The organism is Streptomyces sp. NPDC101132 (genome assembly GCF_044759225.1).
Taxonomy (GTDB): domain Bacteria; phylum Actinomycetota; class Actinomycetes; order Streptomycetales; family Streptomycetaceae; genus Streptomyces.
In genome coordinates, this window is record NZ_JBIVYX010000003.1 from 44,183 (window position 1) to 66,984 (window position 22,802).

The 22,802-nt window shown below is 74.5% G+C and carries 22 protein-coding genes; 13 read left to right on the plus strand and 9 right to left on the minus strand.

The window, feature by feature from the left end:
- The first annotated feature begins 19 nt into the window (after positions 1-19).
- Both ACIQUR_RS07775 and ACIQUR_RS07780 read left to right on the plus strand, forming a co-directional pair.
- Positions 20-763: a class I SAM-dependent methyltransferase gene (locus tag ACIQUR_RS07775; protein WP_403659995.1), complete on the plus strand. Its 744-nt coding sequence runs from the start codon at positions 20-22 to the stop codon at positions 761-763.
- Positions 760-1,842 (plus strand): prenyltransferase/squalene oxidase repeat-containing protein, encoded by a 1,083-nt coding sequence (locus tag ACIQUR_RS07780; protein WP_403659998.1) that lies wholly within the window; start codon positions 760-762, stop codon positions 1,840-1,842. Before ACIQUR_RS07775 ends, ACIQUR_RS07780 begins: the two co-directional genes overlap by 4 nt.
- Before the next feature lie 360 nt (positions 1,843-2,202).
- Here ACIQUR_RS07780 and ACIQUR_RS07785 read toward each other — a convergent pair whose 3' ends face one another.
- Together ACIQUR_RS07785 and ACIQUR_RS07790 are read right to left on the minus strand one after the other, a co-directional pair.
- The gene (locus ACIQUR_RS07785; protein WP_403660001.1) at positions 2,203-2,874 is read right to left on the minus strand and encodes a response regulator; all 672 of its coding nucleotides are present in this window, start codon (positions 2,872-2,874) and stop codon (positions 2,203-2,205) included.
- Positions 2,871-4,016, minus strand: a complete 1,146-nt coding sequence (locus tag ACIQUR_RS07790) for a sensor histidine kinase (protein ID WP_403660004.1) — start codon at positions 4,014-4,016, stop codon at positions 2,871-2,873. Before ACIQUR_RS07790 ends, ACIQUR_RS07785 begins: the two co-directional genes overlap by 4 nt.
- A 213-nt stretch (positions 4,017-4,229) precedes the next feature.
- On the opposite strand from ACIQUR_RS07790, the gene ACIQUR_RS07795 reads away from it, so the two are divergent.
- Both ACIQUR_RS07795 and ACIQUR_RS07800 read left to right on the plus strand, forming a co-directional pair.
- Positions 4,230-4,589, plus strand: a complete 360-nt coding sequence (locus tag ACIQUR_RS07795; protein ID WP_403660007.1) for a DUF6223 family protein — start codon at positions 4,230-4,232, stop codon at positions 4,587-4,589.
- Positions 4,590-4,683: 94 nt separating this feature from the next.
- On the plus strand, positions 4,684-7,029 hold the full coding sequence (locus tag ACIQUR_RS07800) for an FUSC family protein (RefSeq protein WP_403660010.1): 2,346 nt from the start codon (positions 4,684-4,686) through the stop codon (positions 7,027-7,029).
- A gap of 47 nt (positions 7,030-7,076) precedes the next feature.
- On the opposite strand, the gene ACIQUR_RS07805 is transcribed toward ACIQUR_RS07800, so the two are convergent.
- Positions 7,077-7,379 carry a hypothetical protein gene (locus tag ACIQUR_RS07805; RefSeq protein ID WP_403660013.1) on the minus strand — a complete coding sequence of 101 codons (303 nt, stop codon included), beginning with the start codon at positions 7,377-7,379 and terminating at the stop codon, positions 7,077-7,079.
- Between the two features lie 227 nt (positions 7,380-7,606).
- Between ACIQUR_RS07805 and ACIQUR_RS07810 the strand changes: the two genes are divergently transcribed.
- Positions 7,607-8,083, plus strand: coding sequence for a hypothetical protein (locus ACIQUR_RS07810; RefSeq protein ID WP_403661400.1), 477 nt, complete (start codon positions 7,607-7,609; stop codon positions 8,081-8,083).
- Positions 8,084-8,099: 16 nt separating this feature from the next.
- Here ACIQUR_RS07810 and ACIQUR_RS07815 read toward each other — a convergent pair whose 3' ends face one another.
- From ACIQUR_RS07815 to ACIQUR_RS07830, 4 genes are all read right to left on the minus strand, one after another.
- Complete coding sequence (locus ACIQUR_RS07815) at positions 8,100-9,110, minus strand: LLM class F420-dependent oxidoreductase (RefSeq protein ID WP_403660016.1); 1,011 nt, start codon at positions 9,108-9,110, stop codon at positions 8,100-8,102.
- Positions 9,111-9,251: 141 nt separating this feature from the next.
- Positions 9,252-10,124 (minus strand): hypothetical protein, encoded by an 873-nt coding sequence (locus ACIQUR_RS07820; protein WP_403660019.1) that lies wholly within the window; start codon positions 10,122-10,124, stop codon positions 9,252-9,254.
- Positions 10,125-10,282: 158 nt separating this feature from the next.
- Positions 10,283-11,311, minus strand: a complete 1,029-nt coding sequence (locus ACIQUR_RS07825) for an N-acetylmuramoyl-L-alanine amidase (RefSeq protein ID WP_403660021.1) — start codon at positions 11,309-11,311, stop codon at positions 10,283-10,285.
- A 108-nt stretch (positions 11,312-11,419) separates the two neighbouring features.
- On the minus strand, positions 11,420-12,064 hold the full coding sequence (locus ACIQUR_RS07830; protein ID WP_403660025.1) for a class I SAM-dependent methyltransferase: 645 nt from the start codon (positions 12,062-12,064) through the stop codon (positions 11,420-11,422).
- A 210-nt stretch (positions 12,065-12,274) separates the two neighbouring features.
- On the opposite strand from ACIQUR_RS07830, the gene ACIQUR_RS07835 reads away from it, so the two are divergent.
- Positions 12,275-12,940 carry a DUF2461 domain-containing protein gene (locus tag ACIQUR_RS07835; RefSeq protein ID WP_403660028.1) on the plus strand — a complete coding sequence of 222 codons (666 nt, stop codon included), beginning with the start codon at positions 12,275-12,277 and terminating at the stop codon, positions 12,938-12,940.
- Here ACIQUR_RS07835 and ACIQUR_RS07840 read toward each other — a convergent pair.
- Positions 12,858-13,367 (minus strand): ATP-binding protein, encoded by a 510-nt coding sequence (locus ACIQUR_RS07840; RefSeq protein ID WP_403660031.1) that lies wholly within the window; start codon positions 13,365-13,367, stop codon positions 12,858-12,860. The genes ACIQUR_RS07835 and ACIQUR_RS07840 overlap by 83 nt on opposite strands.
- Before the next feature lie 84 nt (positions 13,368-13,451).
- Here ACIQUR_RS07840 and ACIQUR_RS07845 point away from each other — a divergent pair, with 84 nt between their 5' ends.
- From ACIQUR_RS07845 to ACIQUR_RS07865, 5 genes are all read left to right on the plus strand, one after another.
- A complete protein-coding gene (locus ACIQUR_RS07845; protein ID WP_403660034.1) occupies positions 13,452-14,300 on the plus strand; it encodes a Scr1 family TA system antitoxin-like transcriptional regulator in 849 nt (282 codons plus the stop codon).
- On the plus strand, positions 14,260-14,520 hold the full coding sequence (locus ACIQUR_RS07850; RefSeq protein ID WP_403660036.1) for a DUF397 domain-containing protein: 261 nt from the start codon (positions 14,260-14,262) through the stop codon (positions 14,518-14,520). The genes ACIQUR_RS07845 and ACIQUR_RS07850 overlap by 41 nt, the downstream gene beginning before the upstream one ends.
- A 25-nt stretch (positions 14,521-14,545) precedes the next feature.
- Complete coding sequence (locus ACIQUR_RS07855) at positions 14,546-16,081, plus strand: serine/threonine-protein kinase (RefSeq protein WP_403660039.1); 1,536 nt, start codon at positions 14,546-14,548, stop codon at positions 16,079-16,081.
- A complete protein-coding gene (locus ACIQUR_RS07860; RefSeq protein WP_403660042.1) occupies positions 16,078-17,691 on the plus strand; it encodes a serine/threonine-protein kinase in 1,614 nt (537 codons plus the stop codon). The genes ACIQUR_RS07855 and ACIQUR_RS07860 overlap by 4 nt, the downstream gene beginning before the upstream one ends.
- 211 nt (positions 17,692-17,902) lie before the next feature.
- A complete protein-coding gene (locus ACIQUR_RS07865) occupies positions 17,903-18,406 on the plus strand; it encodes a hypothetical protein (RefSeq protein ID WP_403660045.1) in 504 nt (167 codons plus the stop codon).
- A gap of 401 nt (positions 18,407-18,807) precedes the next feature.
- On the opposite strand, the gene ACIQUR_RS07870 is transcribed toward ACIQUR_RS07865, so the two are convergent.
- Complete coding sequence (locus ACIQUR_RS07870; protein WP_403660048.1) at positions 18,808-19,194, minus strand: peptidase inhibitor family I36 protein; 387 nt, start codon at positions 19,192-19,194, stop codon at positions 18,808-18,810.
- Positions 19,195-19,399: 205 nt separating this feature from the next.
- On the opposite strand from ACIQUR_RS07870, the gene ACIQUR_RS07875 reads away from it, so the two are divergent.
- Positions 19,400-21,547, plus strand: coding sequence for an acyl-CoA dehydrogenase (locus ACIQUR_RS07875; RefSeq protein WP_403660051.1), 2,148 nt, complete (start codon positions 19,400-19,402; stop codon positions 21,545-21,547).
- 19 nt (positions 21,548-21,566) lie between these two features.
- The gene (locus ACIQUR_RS07880) at positions 21,567-22,757 is read left to right on the plus strand and encodes a lipid-transfer protein (protein ID WP_403660054.1); all 1,191 of its coding nucleotides are present in this window, start codon (positions 21,567-21,569) and stop codon (positions 22,755-22,757) included.
- Positions 22,758-22,802: the final 45 nt, after the last annotated feature.

The window sequence follows — 22,802 nt, forward strand, 5'->3', positions numbered from 1 at the left end:
GCGAAAGCAGGCCGCCCCCGTGCTGACCGTCGACTTCTCCCGGTTCCCGCTCGCCGCAGGAGACCGTGTGCTCGACCTGGGCTGCGGCGCAGGCCGGCACGCCTTCGAGTGCTACCGGCGCGGCGCCCAGGTCGTCGCCCTCGACCGCAACGGCGAGGAGATCCGCGAGGTCGCCAAGTGGTTCGCCGCGATGAAGGAGGCCGGCGAGGCCCCGGCCGGCGCGACGGCCACCGCCATGGAGGGCGACGCGCTGGCGCTGCCGTTCCCCGACGAGTCCTTCGACGTCGTGATCATCTCCGAGGTCATGGAGCACATCCCCGACGACAAGGGCGTGCTGGCCGAGATGGTCCGCGTGCTCAGGCCCGGCGGCCGGATCGCCATCACCGTGCCCCGCTACGGCCCCGAGAAGATCTGCTGGGCGCTCAGCGACGCGTACCACGAGGTCGAGGGCGGCCACATCCGCATCTACAAGGCCGACGAGCTGCTGGGCAAGATGGAGGCCGCGGGCCTCAAGCCGTACGGCACCCACCACGCCCACGGCCTGCACTCGCCGTACTGGTGGCTCAAGTGCGCGTTCGGCGTGGACAACGACAAGGCGCTGCCGGTCCGCGCGTACCACAAGCTGCTGGTCTGGGACATCATGAAGAAGCCCCTCGCCACCCGCCTCGCCGAGCAGGCCCTCAACCCGGTCATCGGCAAGAGCTTCGTGGCGTACGCGACCAAGCCCCACCTCCCCGTCGACGCCGCCGGCGCGGCCAAGTGAGCACCCCCGGACGTACCGAACACCTGGTCCTGCCGGGTGTCCTGACGGCCGAACAGGCCGCCGAGACCGTCGCGGGCATCCTCGCCGTCCAGCGCGAGGACGGCGCCATACCCTGGTTCCGCGGCCACCACCTGGACCCGTGGGACCACACCGAGGCCGCCATGGCCCTGGACGCTGCCGGCGAGCACGACGCCGCCGCCCGCGCCTACGAGTGGCTCGCCCGGCACCAGAACGCCGACGGCTCCTGGTACGCCGCCTACGCCGACCGCCCCGAGGGCGTGGACACCGCCGAACCCCAGGACGCGGGCAAGGAGTCCAACTTCACCGCGTACGTCGCCGTCGGCGTCTGGCACCACTACCTCGCCACCGGCGACGACGCCTTCGTCGACCGCATGTGGCCCTGCGTCTACGCGGCCGTCGAGTTCGTCCTCGGGCTCCAGCAGCCCGGCGGCGAGATCGGCTGGAAGCGCGAGGCCGACGGCGCCGCCGTGAACGACGCCCTGCTCACCGGCTCCTCCTCCATCCACCAGGCCCTGCGCTGCGCCCTGGCCATCGCCGAGCACCGCGAGGAGCCCCAGCCGGACTGGGAGCTCGCCGCGGGCGCCCTCGCCCACGCGATCCGCCGCCACCCCGAGCGCTTCCTCGACAAGAGCCGCTACTCGATGGACTGGTACTACCCGGTCCTCGGCGGCGCCCTGACGGGAGCCGAGGCCAGGGAGCGGATCGACGGGCGCTGGGACGAGTTCGTGGTCCCCGGCCTCGGCGTGCGCTGCGTGCTGCCGAACCCGTGGGTCACCGGCGGCGAGAGCTGCGAACTGGCCCTCGCCCTCTGGGCGACGGGCGAGTCGGATCGCGCGCTGGAGATCCTGCGCGACATCCGCCACCTGCGCGCGGAGAACGGCATGTACTGGACGGGCTACGTCTTCGAGGACCAGGCCGTCTGGCCGGTCGAGCAGACCACCTGGACGGCCGGCTCCCTGCTGCTGGCCGTCGCCGCCCTCGGCGGCGACGAGGCCACCACCGCCGTCTTCGGCGGCACCCGCCTGCCGTCGGGCCTGGCCCCGGAATGCTGCCGGTAGCCGTCCGACCGCGATGATCTTGGAGGGCCCGGCCGGCGCCGGGCCCTCCGCCGTGTTCCGACCCCGTCTCCACCGAGGTCGCGGTCAGCCCCGGCGGCAAGACCGTCTACGCCGTCGAGACCGGCGGCGGCGGCTACCACCGGCTGGTCCGCCACGACCAGCGGAGCCCCGGACTTGCCCGGTTCAACGGCGGCAAGCTGCTGGTCAGTTACGGGAACGGCCCCGGCTACCCGGAGGACGACTACCGGGGCCGCGCGGCGTACGTCATCGAGCCGGCGGAACCGAAGCCGCTGCCCCGCTGCCGAGGCCCCGCCCGGGCGGCTCACTGCTCGCCCGGGCCGAGCGCCCGCCCGGGCGGGCTCAGCGCTCGCCCGGGCTCACCAGGCCCGACTCGTACGCGGCGATCACGAGTTGGGCGCGGTCCCGGGCGTGGAGCTTCGTCATCGCCCGGTTCACGTGGGTCTTCGCCGTCAACGGGGTGATCACCATGCGGGCGGCGATCTCGTCGTTCGACAGGCCCCGCCCGACCAGCTCCACCGCCTCCCGCTCGCGGTTGGTCAGCTCCGCCAGGCCCGCCGGACCCGCCCCGGCGGGCGGTGCCGGCGGCCGGGCCACGTAGCGGTCGATCAGCTTCCGCGTGATCGACGGCGCCAGCAGCGCGTCTCCGCGCGCCGCCACCCGCACCGCGTGCAGCAGGTCCTCCGGCACGATGTCCTTCACCAGGAATCCGGCCGCGCCGGCGCGCAGCGCCTCGAAGACGTACTCGTCGAAGCCGTAGTTGGTCAGGATCACCACCCGCACCCCTGCCAGGGCCGGGTCCGCGGCGATCCGCCGGGTCGTCTCGATGCCGTCCATCACCGGCATCTGCACGTCCACCAGCGCGACGTCCGGCCGGTGCTCGGCGGCCAGGGCCAGCCCCTCGCGCCCGTCGCCCGCCTCCGCCACCACCTCGATGTCGTCCTCCAGCGCGAGGAGCGCGCGGAACCCGCTGCGGATCAGCGGCTGGTCGTCCACCAGCAGCACCCGGATCACGAGGCACGCTCCACCGGCAGCACCGCCTCCACGGTGAAGCCGCCCCCGCCGCGCGGCTCCGCCCGGAGGCTGCCGCCGAGGGCGGTGACCCGCTCCCGCATGCCGAGCAGCCCCGTGCCGGGCACCGGGGCGGACTCCGGGGTGGCCCGGCCGTCGTCGTCCACCCGCACCGCCAGCGCGTCCGGGCGGTGGACGATGCGCACCGAAGCCGTGCCGGCCGCCGCGTGCCGGGCCACGTTGGTGAGCGACTCCTGGACGATCCGGTAGACCGTACGCTCCACCGCCGCCGGCACGTCCCGCGGTTCCCCCTCGACCGTCAGGCGCGCGTCCAGGCCGAACGTACGGGTGCCCTCCACCAGTTCCGGCACGTGTGCGAGGCCCCGCGGCGGGGCGGTGCCGTCGTCGCGCAGCGCCTCCAGCGTGGCCCGCAGCTCCCGGTTCGCCTCGCGCCCGGCCTCCTGGATCGCCAGCAGCGCCTCCGGCACCGGCTCGCCGCGCTTGCGCGCCACGTGCACCGCCACCTCGGCCTGCAGTTTCACGATCGAGATCTGGTGGGTCAGCGAGTCGTGCAGCTCCCGCGCGATGCGCAGCCGCTCCTCGTCCGCCCGTCGGCGCGCGGTCTCCTCCCGGGTGCGCTCCGCCTCCTCGGCCCGCGCCTCCGCCTGGCGCAGCGCCTCGCCGGCGGCCGCGGCCGCGACCAACCAGGCCAGCTCCAGCGCCCCGCGGGCCCGCGCGAAGGCCTCACCCGTGCCGTGCAGGCCGGAGGCCAGGGCGGCGAGCGGGAGGGCGGCCAGCATGGCCAGGCTCGCGACGGCCGTGGCCCGCCGGTGCCCGGCCCGGACGGCCGCGTACACCGCGACCAGGAAGCCGACCACCGCCACGTCGAAGCCGGCGGCCTGGTACCCGACCGCACACAGCCCGGTGGCCGCGAGAACGGCCACCGGGGCCCGGCGGCGGGCGGCCAGGGCCAGTCCGCCACCCGCGAGCAGCAGGTAGCCGAGCAGGCCGGGGCCGTCGGCGGGGTGCCCGCCCGACAGCCCGGTCACCAGCAGCGCCGCCGCCACCCCGGCAGCCACGCCCCAGTCCGCGACGACGGCCGGGACCCGCATCCGCACCCCCACCCGCACCCCACCTGTCCTCATGGCCGCACCCTAGCCAGGGGCCGCCGCCGGGCGAGTCGTGCCGGAGGACGAGCGACGGCTACCGCGGGCGCGGTACTCGCCGAGTCCCTGCCGCGGGCGCGGCAGTCCGAAGTGACCGCGCCCGTGGGACGCGCCGGGGAAGGGGCCGTCGGCACGATCGGTCCGGACGCGGCCCCGCTCCCGGGACCGCGACGACGTGGAGGAGGAACCGGGATGAACGCGTCGGGAGAACTGGTGCTCGCCGTGGCCGGCGGGGCGATCGGTGACGGGCGGACCGGGTCCGTGGTCGCCGGGATCGTGGCGCTCGCCGCGGTGGGCCTGGGCGCCCTGGCCCGGGCCAGGGCGAAGGGCCGGCTCGGCGGCGGGCCCTGGCCGGCCGGCGGTACAGCGGCCATGGCGGCCGCCCTGCTCGCCGTGGCCCTGGGCGTCCTCCACCTGGCCACGTCGACCGGCGGCTTCGGCACGGGCAACGGCCGCGCCGGAGCCATCGTGGCCATCCTCCTGGGCCTCCTGGGCGGAGCCCTGGGCCGCGCGGAACGCGCGGCCCGGTCCACGACGCCCGGGAGCCGCTGAGCCCGCCGCGAGGGGGCCGGGCGGCGCACACCGGCGTGCGGGCGCGCGTGCGGGTGCGGGTGCCGGGTCGGGCGGCCTGGCGCATGCTGGTGGGGTGCGCGAGCGCCTGGGGGGACGGGTGCCGGGGCCGTACGTGGCCGCGGGGCGGCGGGCCGTGCGGGTCGCGGTGGTCGCCATCTCCGGCTTCTACCTCTTCCTGTACGGCTTCGGCTGGCCCACCGCCGCCACCTACGCGCTGTTCTCCTCGGTCGCCCTGGCCGGCCTCTCCCGCATCCCCGGCACCGGCCGGCAGCGGGCCGCCGTGGTGCTGCGGGCGGTGCCGGTGTGCTGGGTCCTGGTCGTCGTGGGCACCTTCCTGTCCGTACGGACCTGGAGCGCCGTGGTCGGGATGCTGGTCATCGGCTTCGCGCTGGCCTTCTCCGCCGTCGGCGGGCCGCGCCTCGCGGGGGCCGGGCCCGGGCTCCAGCTGCTGTACATCCTGCCGTCGTTCCCGCCGTACGACCCAGGCTCCCTCGGGGAGCGGCTCATCGGCACCACCGTCGGACTCGCCCTGCTGGTGCTGGCCGAGGCGTTCCTCGTCCCCGAGCCGCCGACGCCCACCTACCGCGAACTGGCCGCGCGGGCCGCGGAGACCGCCGCCCGGCTCGCCCGCGAGGCGGCCGGGCCGACGGGCGCGGTCCCGGCCGGCGAGGTGCCGGCCGCGCACCGGGCGACCCGGGCGCTGCGGCCCCTGGAGGTGCCGGAGGCGGACCGTCCCGCCGGGCCGGGCGTACGGGACCGGGGTCTCGCGCACACCGGGCTCGCGGTCCGCACCCTGCTGACCCGGCTGCTCGCCCTGCCCGCCGGGGCACAGGCGCCCGGCGACGCGGCGGTGCTGGAGGCGGTGGCCCGGCTGTCCGGGCGGACCGCCGTGCTCCTGCGGAAGCCCGGGACCGACACCGCCGAGGCGTACGGGGCTCTGGCCGCCGCCCGTGCCCGGCCGGCCGGGGCCGCGCCGGACCACGCGTCGCCCGCCGTGCTGCGCCGCCAGGCCGCCGTACTGGAGGTGGCCGACGCCGCGCTGGCGATGGGCACGGCCGCCGGGCTCGCCGTACGGGGGCGGGCCGAGGTGCCGCAGGGGGCGGCGGGCCGCTTCTGGTACGCCGGACTGCGGGCGCCGGTGCTGTGGTGGCACCGGGTCCAGGGGCACGCCGGGCGGCGCTCGGTGTTCTTCCAGAACGCGGTGCGGCTCTCCCTCGCGCTCGCCGCGGCCCGGCTGGTCGCCGGCCTGGACACGCTGCCGCACGGCTTCTGGGCGATGCTGGCCACCCTGAGCCTGACCCGCACCACCGTGGGCGAGACCTGGAGCACGATCCGGGTGGCGCTGGCGGGCACCTTCGCCGGAGCGCTGTTCACCGCCGGGCTGCTGACGCTGGGCGGCTCGCACACCGTGGTGTACGCGGTGGTGCTGCCGCTGTGGATGGTGTTCGCGTTCACCGTGGGGCCGGTGAAGGGCGTGGGTTGGGCGCAGGGGCTCTTCACCGTGCTGGTGGCGATGGTCTTCGCCCAGCTGGACCCGGCGACCTGGCAGCTGGCCGAGTTCCGGGTGCTGGACGTGCTCATCGGCAGCACCATCGGTGCCGTGTTCGGCCTGCTGGCCTGGCCCCGGGGCGCGCAGACCGAGCTGCGGCTCGCGGGGGCCGGGCTGCTGCGGAGGGCGGCCGAGACCGTGGTGGCGACCAGCGCGTCGGTCGCCACGGGCGGCGCTCCGCCACCGCAGGACGGCACCGCCACGTACCCCTCGCTGCGGCACGCACTGGTCCTGGCCGAGTCCGCGTACGCGCAGTTCCAGAGCGAGCCGGTCCGCTTCGGGGGCGAGGCGGCCGCGGCGGGTACGAGGGGTGCGGCGGACGGCGGCCGGGGCGCGGGGCCGGCCCGGGGCGCGGGAGCCGCCACCGCCACCGGGCCCGGTGACGGCGGGCCCGGTGACGGCGGGTCGGCGGCCGGCCGGGCGGCCGGCGGTACGGCGGCCGGTGCCACCAGCCACGGCCACGGTGACGGCCACCGTGACGGTGGCGGTGCACGACGGCCGCCGACGGACTGGCAGGCCGTCCTGATGGCCGGTCACCACACCCTCTGGGGCGCGGACCGCCTCGCGCTGCCGCCCGCACCGGCGGCCCCGCTCGGTCCGGAGGCCGCCGCCGCGCTGTCCCGCCTGGGGGACCGGGTCGCCGGGCGGATGCTGCTGGTGTCGGCCCGGCTGGACCCCGACGGCGACCCGGCGGCGGCGCCGCCCGTACCGCTCCGGGACCCGGGCTTCGCCGGGTTCTCGGCGGAGCCGCCGGACGCGGCCCGCCCGTACTACGCGACCGCCTCGTGGCTGGACGCGCTGATGGAGGACCTGGAGCGGATCACGGCTCCGGCGGGGAAGTCCGCGCCGCCGGAGCCGGAGACATCGTGAGCGCCGATCCGCGGATCCGCAGCCACGCGGCTCCGCAGACGCACCGATCAGAAACGGCGGCCCAGCCAGCGGGCCAGGGTGTGGCCGACGAGCAGGTACACGACGGCGGCGAGGCCGTACCCCGCGACCACCCGGGCCCACTCGCGGTCGAAGGTGAACAGGTCGTACGACCAGCCGGCGAGCCAGGTGGCGGTGTCGTGCGTCCACTGCACCAGGTCGTTGGCCCGGTTGGCGCCGAGCAGGTAGAAGACGATCCACAGGACGATGACGAAGGCGAAGACGTCGGCGACGACGGCGACGATCCGTGCGGCCGTCGTGCCGGCTCCGCGTTGCGCGGTGTGTGCTGGCATGGGCCGCGTATTGCCGCAACCGCCGGGCCGAAACCCCCTCTTACGGCCGTACGCCGGGCCCCGCCGGGTGGCGGGGGTGGGCCGGGCGGGTGACGCTGCCGGTGGTGCGGCACCCCTGTGCGGCGCCGTGAGCACCGTGTGATCCCGGAGGTTTCGACGTGCCCGAATCCAGAACCGCCTCGATCCGCCGCGGCTTCGTGGCGCTGCTGCTGTCCTGCACGCTCCTGATGGGGGCGACCGCGTGCGGCGGCGACGACGAAGCGGCGGCGGGGGTCTCGCCGTCGAGCTCCGTGGAGGAGCAGAAGTTCGCCAAGACCCGGTTCGTCGCGAACGCGGGCCTGGCGGCCGGCGCGACGTACCAGTGGATCATCAAGCCGTACCGCGAGGGCAAGTTCAAGGAGGGCGCCGACGGGCGCAGGTTCGCCCTGGTCAAGGCGGGCCTGGCGGGCGCGTTCACGTACAACCGGCTCAAGGCGGCCGTGAACAACGCCAAGGCCGACCCGCTGCTGTCGAAGGCCGTCGCCCCGCTGACGGCCGGCATCGAATCGCTGAAGGACCTCGGCACCAAGCTCCGCAAGGGCGAGGCCGGCGAGGCCGACATCGCCAGCTTCCAGCAGGTCATCGACAACGTGAAGTCGGCGGGTGCGAGCGCCGGCGCCGAGGTCAAGGACAAGGTCCCGAGCGCCTCGGAACTCGGCGGCTGACGCCCGGCCCCCGGGGTCAGGTGTTGAGGTCCGCCAGGACGCGGAGGGTGTGCGGGTCCGGGGCCGTGACCAGGAGGTCGGTGACCGGGCCCTTGCGCCACAGGTCCAGGCGTTCGGCGATCCGCTCGCGCGGGCCGACCAGGGAGATCTCGTCGGCGAAGGCGTCCGGTACGGCGAGCACCGCCTCCTGCCTGCGGCCGGCCAGGAACAGTTCCTGGATCTGCCGGGCCTCGGCCTCGTACCCCATGCGGGCCATCAGGTCGGCGTGGAAGTTGTGTGCCGCGTGGCCCATGCCTCCGATGTAGAAGCCCAGCATCGCCTTCACCGGCAGCAGCCCCTCCGCCACGTCGTCGCACACCCTGGCCCGGGCCATCGGGGCGATCATGAAGCCCTCGGGCAGGTCGGTGAGGGAGGCCCGGTAGGCGTCCGTGCGGGTGGGCGACCAGTAGAGGGGGAGCCAGCCGTCCGCGATGCGGGTGGTCTGGGCGATGTTCTTCGGCCCCTCGGCGCCCAGCAGGACCGGCAGGTCCGCCCGCAGCGGGTGGGTGATGGGCTTCAGGGGCTTGCCGAGGCCGGTGCCGTCCTGACCGGCGTACGGGTGGGTGTGGAAGCGGCCGTCCAGGGCGACCGGCGCCTCCCTGCGCAGCACCTGCCGGATCACGTCCACGTACTCGCGGGTGGCGGTCAGCGGGCTGCGCGGGAAGGGCCGCCCGTACCACCCCTCCACCACCTGCGGCCCGGACAGGCCGAGCCCGAGCACCATCCGGCCCCCGGAGAGGTGGTCCAGGGTGAGGGCGTGCATCGCGGTGGCCGTGGGGGTGCGGGCCGCCATCTGCGCGATGGCCGTGCCCAGCCGGATCCGCGAGGTGTGGGCGGCGATCCAGGTCAGCGGGGTGAAGGCGTCCGACCCCCAGGCCTCGGCGGTCCAGACCGAGTCGTAGCCGAGCCGCTCGGCCTCGACGGCCAGGTCGAGGTGGGCGGGGCTGGGGCCGCGCCCCCAGTAGCCGAGTGCGAGTCCGAGGCGCATGAGCTGTCCGTCCCCTCCGCGTAGCCGGATCCGGCCCGTCCCTGGCCATCTATCTGACGGGTCGTCAGCGGACTGTAGGGCAACGGCCCCCCACCCGGAAGGGCGGGGGGCCGTCGGCCGTTGGAGGCTGCGCGCCGCGGATCAGCCGCGCAGGATGCCGGAGGTGTCCTGGAGGACGCCGCGGCGGCCGTCCTGCGTCTGCGCCACGAGTGAGGCACCGCGCTGGTCGACGGCCAGGTACCAGTTCCCGGGGGTGAGTTCGGAGATCTGGGTCGGCGAACCGTCCTCCGCGAACAGCGGCCGCGCGACCGGTACCGCGAACCAGAAGGCCGCGAACTCGGCCGCCGGCGCCTGCTGCTGGCCCTGGCCCACGCCCTGGTCCTGCGGGGCACCGTGCTGCGCGCCGCCGTGCGGGTCACCGGCCGGGCCCGCCTGGTGCTGCTCCGGGCCGGGCTGACCGCCGTACGGGGCGCCCTGGCCGCCGTACGAAGGCTGGCCCGGGTAGCCGTACCCGCCCTGCTGGCCCGGCTGGCCGCCGAACGGCTGGGCCGGCTGCGCCGAAGGGGCCGGCAGCAGAGCGCCCTTGAGGGCCGGGACCTGCGCGCCGAAGACGGCGACACCGGCGAGCGCCAGGTTGCCGACGAAGGCGATCACCGCACCCGCGCCGAGGTCCGCGTTGCCGACCAGCAGCGCCCACAGCGAGGACCACAGCGCGGCCACGGCCAGCACCGTGCCCCAGTTCTCCAGGGAGAGCCCCGCGAACTTCGGCGCGTTCGGCACCGCACGGCCCGCGACGATCAGGCCCGCTCCGATCAGCCCGGTCAGGAAGACGGCCGGGAGGACGATCCCGAGCCGGTCGGTGTCCCATGCGCTCGGCAGGTCGACCGCGGCACAGAAGCGGTCGGAAACCGCCCCGCAGTCGACGGAGTAGAAGTCGAGGAACGAGGCGATGAACAGCAGCACCGCTGCTCCGATCACCACGCCGTCGCCTCGAGTGAGGGAGCGGATGTTCACTTGGATGTCCTTCTCGGTCTCGGTCGTCTCGTGGTGCCACGGCCGCGTGTGAGGGTGCGGTCAGGTCCGGGGCGGGCGGGCACCATCGTACGGATGCCACCCGGGCCCGGTGGCTCCCGGGTCGAGAAGGCCGGGACTCGGACGGCTCCGTTCCAGCCCTACCCGCCGAGGAAGCCGACGATGCCGTCCGCGATGCCCTGCGCCGCCTTCTGCCGCCAGTCCTGGCTCATCAGCAGCGCCGCGTCCTTGGCGTCACGCATGTTGCCGCATTCGATGAACACCTTGGGCCGCTTCGACAGGTTGAGGCCGCCGAGGTCGTCGCGGACCACCAGGCCGGTGCCGCCGCCGACGTAGTTGGAAGGACCGAGACCGGTGGTCCGGGCGAAGTTGCCCGCGATGCGGGTGCCGAGGTCGCGGGAGGGGCCGACGATGGCCGAGGTGTCCGCGGCCCCGCCGCTGACCCGGGCCGGCAGGATCACGTGGAAGCCGCGGTTGCCGGCCGAGACGCCGTCCGCGTGGACGGAGACCACGGCGTCGGCCGCCGCCTCGTTGCCGATCCGCGCCCGCTCGTCGATGCAGGGGCCGAAGGGCCGGTCCGCGGTGTGGGTGAGGACGACCGTGGCGCCCTGGTCCTCCAGCACCTTCCGCAGCCGCTTGGCCACGTCGAGGGTGAACTCGGCCTCCTTGTAGCCGGAGTTCGTGGTGGTGCCGGTGGTGTCGCACTCCTTGCGGCCCGTGCCGATGTCGACCTTCTGGTTGATCTCACGGGAGTGCTGGAAGTTGCCGGTGTTGTGCCCGGGGTCCACGACCACCGTCTTCCCGGCGAGCGGCCCGCGGGGGCGGGGGCTGGGGGCCCCGGTCGGCTCGCCGGGGGGCGGGGTGGGGTCGCCGGCGTCCTGGGCCGGGGTCTCCACGGGGCCGCCGGCCGCCGTGGACGCGGACGGGGTGCCGTGCGCGTTCGGCTTGGCGTCGTTGGTGTGCGGCTGCTGCCCGGCGAGCGGGGCGGGCGTCCGGGGGGCGCCGCCGTTCCCGGTGAGTACGTTCACCAGCACCCAGCCCGCGAGGCAGGCCGGCGCCAGCGCGGCGGCGGCCACGACCAGGGTGGCGCGGCGTGCGAAGAAGGGGCGGCGGTCCGGGTCGACGGAGGACGCGGACTCCGGGGGCGGGGGGCTGTCGTCGTACGGCACGGGGCGCAGCCTAGTGCGGGGCGGAGCGGGTGCCCCCGGTCCTGCCGGGGGACGCGCCGTCAGTAAGTCCGATTGTGTGACTTCTGGTCTGTTGGGTGGCGGTTCGGGTCAGATTCCCGGGCCGGTGCGGCGCAGGACGCGCAGCGAGTCCGTCACGGAGACCTCGGTGAAGGCGCCGGACTCCAGGGCCCGCAGGTAGATCCGGTACGGCGCCTGGCCGCCGTCCGCCGGGTCCGGGAACACGTCGTGGATGACGAGCGTGCCGCCCTCGGCCACGTGCGGGGCCCAGCCCTCGTAGTCGCCGGTCGCGTGCTCGTCGGTGTGCCCGCCGTCGATGAACACGAAGCCGAGCGGGGTGCCCCAGACCTTCGCGATCTGCGGGGACCGGCCGACGAGCGCGACCACGTGGTCCTCCAGGCCCGCCTTGTGCAGGGTGCGGCGGAAGGTCGGCAGCGTGTCCATGACCCCGAGCTCCGGGTCCACGACGGTCGGGTCGTGGTACTCCCAGCCCGGCTGCTGCTCCTCGCTGCCGCGGTGGTGGTCGACGGTGAGCGCGGTCAGGCCGTGCTCCCGGGCCACGTCGGCCAGCAGGATGGTCGAGCGCCCGCAGTACGTGCCGACCTCAAGGAGCGGGAGGCCCAGCGTCGCGGCCTCGGCGGCCGCCTCGTACAGGGCCAGGCCCTCCCCGGCCGGCATGAAGCCCTTGGCCGCCTCGAAGGCGGCGAGGATCTCGGGCTTGGGGGCCGTGGCCATGGTGCCTCCTGGCGGGGTTCGGGGGTGCGGCTGGGGCGGGCGGGTACGGCCCCGCCCGGCCGGTGCCGCCGCGTGTGCCGTCGTGGCGGCCCATGCTGCCCTACCGCCCGGTAAGGCAGGGAGGGCGGGGTCCCGGTCGGGCTGGGGCGGGCCCGGCCCGGGGCCGCGGGGCGGGCTGCGGGCCGGGCGCCGCCGGTGTGTACTGGCGGCATGGCTTCCACGGGTTCCAGGGCCCCCACGGGCACCTCGCGCTTCACCGGCTTCCCCCCGGAGGCGTTCGCCTTCTACGAAGGGCTGGCCGCCGACAACTCCAAGGAGTTCTGGTCGGCGCACAAGGAGACGTACGAGACGGCCGTCCGCGAGCCGATGCTCGCGCTCGCCGCCGAGCTCGAAGCGGAGTTCGGCCCGGCGAAGGTCTTCCGCCCGTACCGCGACGTCCGCTTCTCGCACGACAAGTCGCCCTACAAGACCCAGCAGGGCGCCCACACCTCCCAGGGCTTCTACGTCGCCGTCGACGCCGACGGCCTCCTGGTCGCCGCCGGACTGCACAGCCCGACCGGCGAGCAGCTCACGCGCTACCGCGCCGCCGTGGACGCCGACGCGCCGGGCAAGGAGCTGGAGGCCGTCCTCGCCAAGCTGTCGAAGGCCGGGTTCGAGCTGGCGGGCGACCGGCTCAAGACCCGGCCGCGCGGCGTGGCCGCCGACCACCCCCGCCTCGACCTCCTCCGCCACCGCAGCCTCTACGCCCACCGCGGCTGGCCCCCGGACCCCTGGGTCGGGAGCAGGGAGGCCCTCAAGCGGGTGCGCACGTCGTGGCGGGCCCTGCGGCCCTTGACGGAGTGGTGCCGGACGCACGCGGGGGCGGGGGAGGGGTAGTCAGCCCCGCCGGCTTGCCGTCGCACTCGAACCACACCGTCTTGCCGCTGGGGCCGGCCTCCGACCCCCACCGGTCGGTGACGGCCTCCACGATCCGCAGCCCCCGGCCGTGCTCGGCCGCCGCCTCGTCGTACGGGACGAGGGGGCGGGCGGGGCGCGGGTCCCCGTCGGAGACCTCGATGCGCAGCCCCTCCGGCCGCCGCAGGATCAGCACGGCGCAGTTCCGGTCCGGCACGTGCCGGACGACGTTGGCGACCAGCTCGGTCAGCGCCAGCTCGGCGGAGTCGGCCAGCTCGGGCAGCTCCCAACGTGTGAGGAACAGGCGCAGGATGCGGCGCATGTGACCGGCCGAGTGCTCACCGACGGTGAAGTCCATGCGGTAGTTGCCGCCGGATTCCGTCGGTGGGGCGTCAGTTGCGTGATTCATGCCACCAGCGTGTGGAGAGGTGGTTACGCTCGGCTACGGCCTGAACCGAACGCCACGCGGCGTGAGCTTGGGGGTGACCGCCTCATGGTCAACATCCGCGACCTCGATCCCAGCGCCTCGCCGCTGGACTACTACGGGTCGGAGCTGCGGCGGCTTAGGGAGGACGCGGGGCTGAAGCAGGGGCAGTTGGGGTCCATCGTGTTCTGCACGGCCTCGCTGATCGGCCAGATCGAGACCGCGAAGAAGGTGCCTACCCGGGACTTCTCGGAGCGGGTGGATGCCGCCTTGGGGACGGGTGGGTTCTTCTCGCGGTTGGTGGGGCTGGTACTGCGGAGCCAGTTGCCCACTTGGTTCCAGGCGTATGCGGAGATGGAGGCGCGGGCCGCCTATATCTCCTCCTTCCAGGCTCAGTTGGTGTACGGCCTACTGCAGACCGAGGGTTATGCCCGTGCGGTCCTCAAGGCTGGCTGGGCGGACAGCCTCGATGATGCGGTGGCCGCAAGGCTTGAGCGGCAGCGAATCCTGACTAGGTGCCACCCTCCGCTGGTGTGGGTGGTGCTGGACGAGGCAGTGCTACACCGGTCGTTCGGCGGTCCGGAAGTCATGCGAAACCAACTTCTCCACCTGTTGGCATTTCAGGATCGACGTGAAGTGCGCGTGCAGGTCCTTCCGTTTGGGGCTGGTCAACATCCGGCAACAGTAGGCGCGTTCAACGTCCTGCGGTTCGAATCTGACCCGGACGTCGTCTACGCAGAGAGCTATGGATCGGCCAATGTGACCGCAAACCCGGAAACGGTCCGGGACTGCGTGCACCGCTACGATCACCTCCAGGCTGCCGCGCTCTCCGTGGAGCGTTCGGCAGAGCTGATCGCCCGCGTAATGGAGGAGCGCTATGGAGACCATCCGGGACCTGACGGGCGCGAACTGGCGTAAGTCTTCGTACAGCGGAGGCACCGGAGGCGACTGCGTTGAGTGCGCCCCCCTCGGCGCCGCCGCGTGGCAGAAGTCCTCATACAGCTCCGACACCGGCGGGCAGTGCGTAGAGGTCGCCGCGCACAGCGAACTCGTCGCCATCCGGGACTCCGAGAACCCCGAAGGCCCCGCCTTCACCGTGGGAACCGCCGCCTTCGCCGCCTTCGTCTCCAGCCTCTGACAGAGGCTGGGGGTAAAACGGGGGCATGCGACCGATAACAGGGCCCGGCCCGGCGGCAGTTGGTGCCTACCGGCTGCTCGCCGAGCTGGGGCAAGGGGGGATGGGGCGGGTCCTGCTCGGGGCCGCCCCCGACGGCCGACTGGTGGCCGTCAAGCAGATCCACGCCGAGTACGCCGACGAGGACGGCTTCCGAGCCCGGTTCCGGCGGGAGGTGGACGCCTCCCGGAAGGTGTCCGGCGCCTGTACCGCGCCCGTGCTCGACGCCGATCCGGACGCCGAGACGCCCTGGCTGGCCTCCGTCTTCGTGCCCGGGCCCCCGCTGAGCGACGCCCTGGACGCCTGCGGCGGGACCCTGCCCGAGGACGCCGTACGGCGACTCGCGGCCGGGCTGGCCACCGCGCTCGCCGACATCCACCGCGCGGGCCTGGTGCACCGGGACCTGAAGCCCTCCAACGTGCTGCTCGCGGAGGACGGCGTACGCGTCATCGACTTCGGCATCGCGCGCGCCGTGGAGGGCGCCACCCGGATCACGCACACCGGGTCGCTGATCGGCTCGCCGTCGTTCATGGCCCCCGAGCAGGCCCTGGGGCGGGAGGTCACGCCGGCCGCCGACGTGTTCGCCCTCGGGTCCACGCTGGTCGCGGCCGCGACCGGGCGGCCGCCGTTCGCCGCCGAGTCCGTACCCCGCCTGCTGCACGAGATCGTGCACGCCGAGCCCGACCTGACCGGCGTACCGGCCGGGCTGCGCGCCGTCGTCGAGCCCTGCCTCGCGAAGGACCCGGCCGCGCGGCCCACCCCGGAGCAGCTGCTCGCCCTGATCGGGCCGGTCGCGCCGACGGCCCGGCCCTGGCCGGGGGTCGTGGCGGGACTGATCGCCGGCCAGCGGACCGAGGTGGAGCAGCTGACCACCGCCCTGCCGTCCGCCGTGGCGCCCGGAACGCCGCCGCCCCGGGGGAAGCGGATGTGGCCGCGGGTGGTTCTGACGACCGCCGCGCTGGTCGCCCTGTACTTCGCGACCATCGGCCGGCCGGGCGTCGTGTGGCTGTACTACGTGGCCTTCCCGGACGGCGCGCCGCTGTCCCGGGTCGACGACGTGTACCAGGCGCGGGCGAGGACCTGTTACGCCATCCGCGAGGAGATCCCGATGCCGTCCGGGTTCGAGGTGGCCGACTTCGACGGGGTCATCCTGAACGCGGCGGAGATCGTGCACCCCGGAACGTGCACGTGGAAGCGGGCCAACGGCGACCGCATCGAGGTCGGCTGGCTGGTGCGCAAGACCTCCCCGGCCTTCGGGACGGGCTCGGAGAGCGCCCACCAGAACTACGAGGCGGACCTGCCGGAGGGCGCGACCCGGCGCGATGCCGACCTCGACTTCGCCGACGAGGCGCAGTGGCTCCCCCCGACGGCCGACAACACCGACACCTGCCGCCTGTCGCTTCGGGACGTGAACCTGCGCGTGACGGTCGGGGTGAGCGGGCCCGGGTACGCCGGGCAGGAGGCCTGCGAGGCGGAGGCCGTGAAGGCGGCCCGGGCCGCCATCAAGATCGTGGAGAAGAAGTGAGGGAGCTCAGGGCGGCCGATCCGGTCGCGGTGGGTCCGTACCGGCTGCTCGCCGAGCTCGGGCGCGGCGGCATGGGGCGGGTGCTGCTGGGGGCCGGGCCGGACGGGCGGCTGGCCGCGGTCAAGCAGGTGCACGCGCGGATCGCGTCGGACGAGGAGTTCCGGGCCCGGTTCCGGCGCGAGGTCGCCGCCTCGCGGCGGGTGTCCGGGGCCTTCACGGCCGCCGTGACCGACGCCGACACCGAGGCGGAGACGCCCTGGCTGGCCTCGGTGTTCGTGACCGGGCCCTCGCTCGGCACGGTCGTCGACCGGACCGGCCCGCTGCCGGAGGAGACCGTACGGCGGATCGCAGCGGGGCTGGCGACCGCCCTGGTGGAGATCCACCGGGCCGGGCTGGTGCACCGGGACCTCAAGCCGGACAACGTGCTGATCGCCGAGGACGGCGTACGCGTCATCGACTTCGGCATCGCCCGGGCCGCCGAGGGCGCCGGGGCCACCGAGCTGACGGAGAGCGGGGTGGTCGTCGGCTCGCCCGCCTTCATGTCGCCGGAGCAGGCGGAGGCGAAGGAACTGACGGCGGCGAGCGACGTCTTCTCGTTCGGATCGGTGCTCGCCATGGCGGCCACCGGGCGGAGTCCCTTCGCCCGGGAGTCCACCCTCATGACGCTGTACGACCTGGTGCACGCCGAGCCGGACCTGTCGGACGTGCCGGGCGGGCTGCGGGAGCTGGTCGCGGCCTGTCTGGCCAAGGACCCGGCCGACCGGCCGGACCCGGCGCGGCTGCTGGAGCTGCTCGGGCCGGTGGCGCCCGGGGGCGGCGGGCAGTGGCCGGACGCGGTGCGCGGGCTGATCGCCGAGCAGCAGGCGGAGGTCGAGCGGGTGCTGGGGGCGCCGGAGCGGACCGTCCTCGACCTGGCGAGCCGGCCCGTGGCGGGCGGGACCGGGGCGTGGGGGGAGCCCACGGTGGCCGCCACCGCGGTCGATGCCGTCGCCGCTGCCGGTGATGACCCCGTACGGCGCCGGATCCTGCGGCTGCTGGTGGCGGCGTCCGTGCTGGTCGTGGCGGGCCTGATCGCCGGGATCGTGTACACCCTGTGGCCCGAGGCGGAGGAAGGTCCGAAGGGCGACGTGTACGCGATCGTGCCGACCTGCGAGGAGATGGTGGACGACCTGCCGCTGCCGACGGCGGACCGGCAGGAGAAGCACGACCTCGGCAGCAAGGTCGTGAGGTCGGATTACGGCGGCTGTGTGTACGGCAGCACCGAGGACGAGGAACACGCGTACGTGAGCTGGTGGCTGTACGGCCCCGGCACGTCGGCGACCGGACCCCAGCCGAGCGCGACGGCCGGGCTCGCCCCGGGGGCGGCGGCCGCGAAGGCGGCGCTGGCGGACACCGTGAAGAAGGTCGGGGGCACGGCCGGCCCCGGACCGGGTGAGGAGGCGTACTGGGGCGCCGCGTGGTCGGACACCGGCACGGGCTGCCGCCTGGACCTGCGCGACGGAAACCTGACGGTGACGATCAGACTCAGCGAGCCGGAACACCCGGCGGACAGTTGCAGGGGCGAGGCCGAGAAGATCGCGGACGCGGTGCTGTTCGCGATGCCGCACTGACCCGGCACCGCCTGGAACTGCCGTTCGGCGTCGTGCCGAGCCCCACCGCCCGGCTTTGGTCCGACCGGTTGGATGTGCCGGTGGTTCGTGCCTGGGGTGCCCCGCGAGGCCGCGGAGGCGGGGTTATGAAGGGGAATCGAACGGAATCGGATGGCAGTTCGCCATCGGGCCATCCGGCCATCCCCCGAACACCCACCCCAGGAGTCGCACCATGCGCCCCATCAGAGCAGCCCGCCTCTGCACGGCCACGCTGGCCACCCTCCTCGCCTGCACCCCCGTCGCGTCCGCCGCGACGGACACCGGTTCCGCCCAGGGCGGCGACCGGGGCCGGACCATCACGGTCCTGGCCGAGGTGGCGCAGGTGACCCGCTTCCCCGTCAGCACCACCCCCGGCGTCGTCTCGCAGGGCGACTCGGTCGTCGTCCGCTCGGACCTCTTCGACGAGGAGCACAAGAAGGTCGGCGAGACCCACGGCTCCTGCGTCACCACCCGGGGCGGCGCCGATGAGGCGGAGCAGTGCCTCGTGACCTACGTCCTCCCGGGCGGCCAGCTCACCACGCAGGGGGTGTACTTCAACTACCTCGACCAGGGTCCCTTCGACAGCGCGATCACCGGCGGCACCGGGGACTTCGAGAAGGCCCGCGGCTCGGTCCACTCCGACACGATCGCCACGACCCCCAAGGTCGTGAGGCGCTTCACGATCACCCTCTACTGACGCCCCCCGTACCGGGTGCGTGACGCGGCGCCGGGTCCGTCCCGCCCGCCGGTTGCGGCACATGGACACGGGATCCAGGTCATCCCCGCCCCCGTCTCCTCCCGGCCCAAGACGGCCGCCTGCCGCCGTGACCAGAGAAGCGCGTAGCGATCGTGGGCGGCTTGTGAGGGGCCATGGGCGGCCCGGAAGTCGCCGAGCCCGCCGGCTGGCCCATGGACGCTGACGCGTCGCCCCGTGGGGCGGGGCCGGACCCCGACCCCGCCCCACGCACCCGGTACCGACGGGCCTGGGAGGTCGCCCCGGACACGTCCGCCTCCCCGACACCGGCCCAGGTGGTGGCCCGCCGTCCGGCCACCACCTCAGACCGTCTCAGCAGGTGCCGGCCTCACCCGCCCGCCGCATCAGGACGGGCACTCCGGGCCCCACGTCACCGAGTCGAGCCAGAAGGTTCCACCGATGGTGGTCGCGGACTTGTCCGGCGGGAAGTGCAGGCAGCCGGAGATGGTTCCGTAGCGGTTGTGGCCGGTCCAGTACACGTGGTCCAACCCGTGGTGGTACCGGCCGTTGTTCTTGATCGACATGCCGTTGCCCGACCACAGGCCGTACATCGAGCCCTCCGAGCTCCACGTCGGCGAGCCGCTGAACGAGGAGTTGTTCCAGACGCAGACGCGGTAGGTCGGACAGTCCCACTCGGCCGCGGACGCCGACGGCGACGCGGCGAGCGCGGTGACGGCCAGGGTCGCGGCGGCGACGGCGCCGACCGCCGTGCGGCGCAGGTTCGTGAACAACAGGGTCCCCCCTCGTGAGGTGTGGGCCGGAGGCCCCCTCGGCCTCCGGTGCCCCGATGCTCCGTCGCGCACGGCGGCCCCCGCGATGGTTTCGGCCGCCGCCGAAAGGCTCACCACCCTCACCCACCCGCCCGCGCCCTCCCCCCTCCCAGACTCCCCCCATCTGACCTTCCGTCAGAATGAAACGTGTTCTACTCTGCCGCGCATGGGCATCGGAATCACGCAAGAGCAGCGGGAGTTGGCCGAGGCCGTGCGCGGCTGGGTGGGGCGGAACGTGCCTCCGGAAGAGGTGCGGAAGCTGCTCGACGCGCCGCCCGGCCCGCGCGACAGACCCGCCTACTGGGACGGCCTCGCCGCCCAGGGCCTGCTCGCCCCGCACCTTGAGGGCGGCACCCTGCTCGATCTGGCCGTCGTGGTGGAGGAGGCCGCGCGCGGGGCGCTGCCCGGGCCCTTCCTGCCGAGCGCGCTGGCCTCCGTACTCCTGGACCGGGCCGGGCACGCCGTGCTCGCCGGGGAACTGGCCGCCGGCACCCGGATCGGGGCCGTGGCGCTGGGCGCCGGGGCCATGACGGCCGTGGCCGTCGAGGGCGGCGGGCACCTGCTCGACGGTACCGCGCCCCCCGTCCTCGGCGCCGGCGAGGCCGATCTGGTGCTGCTGGCCGCCGAGGCGGCACACGGCACCCTCTGGTTCGCCGTGGACGCGGCCTCCCTCGACGTACGGGTCCACGAGTCGGCCGATCCGACGCGGCCCACCGCCGAGGTGTCCGCCCACGGGGTGGAGGTTCCCGCGGGGCGGCTGCTCGCCCTGGATTCGGCCCTGGTGCGGGACCTGGCCTGCGTGCTGTTCGCGGCCGACGCCTGCGGGACGGCGGCCTGGGCGCTGCACACCGCCACCGAGTACGCCAAGGTGCGGGAGCAGTTCGGGCGCCCCATCGGGCAGTTCCAGGGGATCAAGCACCTGTGCGCGGACCTGCTCGTCCGGGTGGAGCAGGCCCGCGCGCTGGCCTGGGACGCGGCCTCCGCGGCCGGCGAGGCGGAGCCGGTGCGCGGCCTGGTGGCCGCCCTGGCCGCCGGCACCGCGCTCGACGCCGCGTACTCGTGCGCCAAGGACTGCATCCAGGTGCTCGGCGGCATCGGCTTCACCTGGGAGCACGACGCCCACGTCTTCCTGCGCCGGGCGCTGGTCGCCCGCCAGTTGCTGGGGCCCGGGGACGGGCACCGGACGCGGGCCGTGCGGCTGGCCGCCGCGGGTGCGCGCCGGGAGCTGCGGCTGGAGCTGCCGGCCGAGGCGGAGGCGTACCGGGCGGCGGCGCGCGAGGTGGTGGCGGACGTGCGCGGCCTCGACCCGGCCGCCGTACGCCGGGTCCTCGCGCCCACCGGGTACGCGGCCCCGTACCTGCCCGCCCCCCACGGGCTGGGTGCCGGGCCGGTCCAGCAGCTCGCCGTGCAGCAGGAGATGCGGGAGGCGGGGGTGCGCCTGAGCGACCTCGGGATCGCCACCTGGGTCGTGCCCTCCCTGATCGCGTACGGGACGCCCGAGCAGCAGGAGCGGTTCCTGCTGCCGACGCTCCGCGGCGAGCTGTCCTGGTGCCAGCTCTTCTCCGAGCCGGGCGCCGGCTCCGACCTCGCCTCGCTGCGCACCCGGGCCGAGCGGGTCGAGGAGGGCTGGAAGGTCAACGGGCAGAAGGTGTGGACCAGCTCCGCGCACACCGCCGACTACGGCATCCTGCTCGCCCGCACCAACCCGGACGCGCCCAAGCACAAGGGCCTGAGCTACTTCGTCGTCGACATGAAGAACACCGTCGGCATCGACGTCAGACCCCTGAAGGAGATCACCGGCGAGGCCCTCTTCAACGAGGTGTACTTCGACGACGTGCTTCTCCCGGCCGACGCGGTGGTCGGCCGGGTGGACGACGGGTGGCGGGTCGCCCGCAACACCCTCGGCAACGAACGCGTCCACATGGCCGACCAGATGACCTTCGACGTCGGCCTGGAGGCGCTGATCTCGCGCGCCGGCGAGCTGGACGGCGCGTACCGGGCCCGGATCGGCGCGCTGGCCGCCGAGGCGCACGCCCTGGCCTGCATCGGGCTGCGCACCACGCTCCAGCAGGTGTCCGGCCTGGAGCCGGGCGCGGGTGCCTCCGTCCGCAAGCTCGTCCAGACGCCCCACCAGCAGCGGACCGCCGAGCTGGCGCTGGAGCTGCTGGGGCCGGCCGGCGCGGTGTGCGAGGGGGCGGGGGAGCGGGCGGTGCACGGGATGCTCATGTCCCGCTGCCTGACCATCGCCGGGGGCACCACCCAGGTCCAGCTGAACGTCGTCGCCGAGCGGATCCTCGGCCTCCCCAGGGACTAAGGGACTAGGAGTCACGTAAATGAAGGCGTACATCGTCGGTGTCGGGATGACGAAGTTCGAGAAGCCCGAGTCGCGGGACTGGCAGTACTGGGACATGGCGAAGGAGGCCGGATCCGCGGCGCTCGCGGACGCGGGGATCGGGTACGACCGGGTGCAGCAGGTGCCCGTCGGGTACTGCTTCCAGGCGTCGACCGCCGGCCAGCGGGCCGCGTACGAGCTGGGGCTGAGCGGGGTCCCGGTCTACAACGTGAACAACAACTGCGCGACCGGCTCGACGGCGCTGATGATGGCCCGGCAGTTCGTCGAGGGCGGGATCGGCGACTGCGTGCTGGCGCTGGGCTTCGAGAAGATGAAGAAGGGCGCGCTCGGGGGCGGCGCCGACGGGGGCGACTTCAAGACCTCGCCCGTGGCCAGGCACTACGGGATCATGGCGGCCGGGCACGGCTTCGAGATGTCCCCGCCCACCGCGCAGATCTTCGGCAACGCGGCGCGCGAGCACATGGACCGGTACGGGACGACCGAGGCGCAGCTCGCGGCGGTCGGCGCGAAGAACCACCGGCATTCGGCGAACAACCCCAACGCCCAGTTCCAGGACGTCTACACGGTCGAAGAGATCCTGGCCGCGAAGGAGATCCACCGGCCGCTGACCAAGCTCCAGTGCTCCCCGACCTCGGACGGGGCCGCGGCGGCGCTGGTCGTCTCGGAGCGGTTCGTGGTCGAACACGGGCTGCACGGCAAGGCGGTGGAGATCGCTGGGCAGGCGATGACCACGGACACGGCCGCCTCGTTCGACTCCGGCTCGTGCATCGACGTGGTCGGCCGGCCGATGACCGAGGCCGCGGCCCGGCAGGCGTACGAGCGGTCCGGGCTCGGCATCGAGGACGTGGACGTGGTCGAACTGCACGACTGCTTCTCGGTGAACGAGCTGCTGACGTACGAGGCGCTGGGGATGTGCGGGGAGGGCAAGTCCGGGGAGCTGGTCGAGTCGGGCGCGACGACGTACGGCGGCCGGTGGGTGGTGAACCCCTCGGGCGGCCTGATCTCCAAGGGCCACCCGCTGGGCGCGACGGGGCTGGCGCAGGCCGCGGAGCTGGTCTGGCAGCTGCGGGGCGAGGCGGGGCCGCGCCAGGTGGCCGGTGCGCGGGTGGGCCTGGCCCACAACATCGGCCTCGGCGGCGCGGCGGTGGTGACGGTGCTGCGGCGGTCGTAGGGGCGGGGGCCTGACCGGGTCCCGTCGGGGCGCCCGAGCCCGGTC

Coding starts and splice junctions, on each gene's coding strand:
- ACIQUR_RS07790 (WP_403660004.1), bottom strand. CDS start 4,016: ATGAGGACAGGTGGGGTGCGGGTGGGGGTGCGGATGCGGGTCCCGGCC.
- ACIQUR_RS07795 (WP_403660007.1), top strand. CDS start 4,230: ATGAACGCGTCGGGAGAACTGGTGCTCGCCGTGGCCGGCGGGGCGATC.
- ACIQUR_RS07805 (WP_403660013.1), bottom strand. CDS start 7,379: ATGCCAGCACACACCGCGCAACGCGGAGCCGGCACGACGGCCGCACGG.
- ACIQUR_RS07810 (WP_403661400.1), top strand. CDS start 7,607: ATGGGGGCGACCGCGTGCGGCGGCGACGACGAAGCGGCGGCGGGGGTC.
- ACIQUR_RS07815 (WP_403660016.1), bottom strand. CDS start 9,110: ATGCGCCTCGGACTCGCACTCGGCTACTGGGGGCGCGGCCCCAGCCCC.
- ACIQUR_RS07830 (WP_403660025.1), bottom strand. CDS start 12,064: ATGGCCACGGCCCCCAAGCCCGAGATCCTCGCCGCCTTCGAGGCGGCC.
- ACIQUR_RS07835 (WP_403660028.1), top strand. CDS start 12,275: ATGGCTTCCACGGGTTCCAGGGCCCCCACGGGCACCTCGCGCTTCACC.
- ACIQUR_RS07840 (WP_403660031.1), bottom strand. CDS start 13,367: ATGAATCACGCAACTGACGCCCCACCGACGGAATCCGGCGGCAACTAC.
- ACIQUR_RS07845 (WP_403660034.1), top strand. CDS start 13,452: ATGGTCAACATCCGCGACCTCGATCCCAGCGCCTCGCCGCTGGACTAC.
- ACIQUR_RS07850 (WP_403660036.1), top strand. CDS start 14,260: ATGGAGACCATCCGGGACCTGACGGGCGCGAACTGGCGTAAGTCTTCG.
- ACIQUR_RS07855 (WP_403660039.1), top strand. CDS start 14,546: ATGCGACCGATAACAGGGCCCGGCCCGGCGGCAGTTGGTGCCTACCGG.
- ACIQUR_RS07865 (WP_403660045.1), top strand. CDS start 17,903: ATGCGCCCCATCAGAGCAGCCCGCCTCTGCACGGCCACGCTGGCCACC.
- ACIQUR_RS07875 (WP_403660051.1), top strand. CDS start 19,400: ATGGGCATCGGAATCACGCAAGAGCAGCGGGAGTTGGCCGAGGCCGTG.
- ACIQUR_RS07880 (WP_403660054.1), top strand. CDS start 21,567: ATGAAGGCGTACATCGTCGGTGTCGGGATGACGAAGTTCGAGAAGCCC.